Source organism: Paraclostridium benzoelyticum (assembly GCF_001006285.1).
In the GTDB taxonomy this organism is placed as follows: Bacteria; Bacillota; Clostridia; order Peptostreptococcales; family Peptostreptococcaceae; genus Paraclostridium; species Paraclostridium benzoelyticum.
In genome coordinates, this window is sequence record NZ_LBBT01000327.1 from 1 (window position 1) to 1,733 (window position 1,733).

A 1,733-nucleotide genomic window follows, 5' to 3' on the forward strand; every position below is an offset into this window, starting at 1 on the left:
TATTTTTCTTGGATTATTACATTTAACGTCTAATATATTTTAAATGAGCATTCATAGAGTGTTTAAAATGGAGGTTATTATGTATAAAAGAAAAATATTAGAAATGGATGAACTTCAGGTTTACACATATATAAACTGGAAATATGAATATCCTTATACGTTTTATAATATCCCAGAAGAAGGTGTAAAAGAAACTTTTGATGAAATATTTGAAGATAATAATAGCTTTTACTTTTCTGTATTGGATTCTAATGATAAATTATTTGGTATATATGAGTATACCTTTAGATCAAATTTTATGGAAATTGGACTTGGGATAAGACCTGAAGATACTGGTAAAGGACTGGGGTTAGACTTCATAAAAGAATGTATTCATTTCGGAAGAACTACCTTTTTATATAGAGGAGATATTTGTCTAAGAGTTGCTGATTTTAATAAGAGAGCTATCAAGTTATATAAAAAAATAGGTTTTATTGAATTTTCTAGAGAAGAAAATATTTCATTTGGAAAACCCGTTGTTTTTATATGTATGAGGCTACTAAATAATAGCTCCTATCTTAATGATTCTCTTGAAATAGAATATTAACACTTTAATTGATTTAATAGCTTATGTATATATTACTATTAAATACAATTTGAATTCCCACTAATTTTTTATTGAAATTTACATACCTTTTATTTTTATATTTTAGTTTTTAGTATAGTCTATGTCTTTTTCCTTTATTTCATATGCAAACGAACTCCATGTCCATGTTGTATAAATTAAAAATAAAGTTGTGTAAAATGCAGAAAATAATATATCATCAGTTTCTTTGTGCACTAACTTTAATATTAAAAAACATGAACTTTCAAAACATAAAATAGCTGAAATAGCCATATTAACATATAAAGGTTTTTTAAAAAAATTCACCCCATATTTAATAAGCTCTTTATTTTCACTTGAATCTTCAAAAAGCAATTATATCATCTCCCCCTAAAATTCTATAACCCCTCAATATATATGGTATCACAAAATTGTCACACAAGTTTTAAATTGTAGTAAAATTTGTATTTTTTGCACTAAAATTAAATAATTTACCATTATTTTATAAAGTTTATTCTTTTAAGAGTTTTGATTTGGCTATAACTCAATATATATCAAAGTTTTAAATATATATTTTATATGTTTAGTGTTTGAAGCCATTTCTTAATCTTGTCTAATGAACTATCAGTTTCTTTTTTTAATGGATCTACTAATTCTATATCCCCTATAAAGGTATTTTCTGAAAGTTCTTTTTTGAAGTTAGCAAAACACTTCTCGCTTCCACCACCGCCACGGCAAGCAAATAAAGCTATATTCTTATTATTTATAGTATTAATATCTAAAAAAGTATTAAATGGAGCTGCATAAGTTCCAGCCCATACAGGAGTACCTAAAAATATATTATCATATTTACTTATATCAATTTCCTTATTCATAAGTTCTAGTTTTTGCTTAAATATTACACTCTTACCTCCCCATACATACTTTCTAAATCCTGAAGATGGACACTCTTTTTTAGGTTTCAATTCTATTATGTCTGCACCAATTTATTTGGCGATAAATTCTGCTATTAATTTGGTATTACCCTCTAACGAATAATAAACTACTAAATTTTTCATATGCTCTCCTCCTTATATATGGATAATTATATCAGATACAAATAACTTAAATTTATTTGATATATAAATTTAAGTTATTTTAAATAATAAAA

At 25.0% G+C, this 1,733-nt stretch carries 3 protein-coding genes; 1 reads left to right on the forward strand and 2 read right to left on the reverse strand.

Translation table 11 applies throughout. From position 1 onward, the window contains the following. The first annotated feature begins 79 nt into the window (after positions 1 to 79). Positions 80 to 586 carry a GNAT family N-acetyltransferase gene (locus VN21_RS15705; protein ID WP_046824088.1) on the forward strand — a complete coding sequence of 169 codons (507 nt, stop codon included), beginning with the start codon at positions 80 to 82 and terminating at the stop codon, positions 584 to 586. A 102-nt stretch (positions 587 to 688) separates the two neighbouring features. Here VN21_RS15705 and VN21_RS15710 read toward each other — a convergent pair whose 3' ends face one another. Further along, positions 689 to 958: a hypothetical protein gene (locus VN21_RS15710; RefSeq protein ID WP_046824089.1), complete on the reverse strand. Its 270-nt coding sequence runs from the start codon at positions 956 to 958 to the stop codon at positions 689 to 691. A 200-nt stretch (positions 959 to 1,158) separates the two neighbouring features. Further along, positions 1,159 to 1,548, reverse strand: coding sequence for a flavodoxin family protein (locus VN21_RS15715; RefSeq protein ID WP_332840892.1), 390 nt, complete (start codon positions 1,546 to 1,548; stop codon positions 1,159 to 1,161). Between the last annotated feature and the right edge of the window lie 185 nt (positions 1,549 to 1,733).

Bases quoted from the DNA above. Each gene is read 5' to 3' on its own strand.
- VN21_RS15705 (WP_046824088.1), top strand. From the start codon at position 80: ATGTATAAAAGAAAAATATTAGAAATGGATGAACTTCAGGTTTACACA.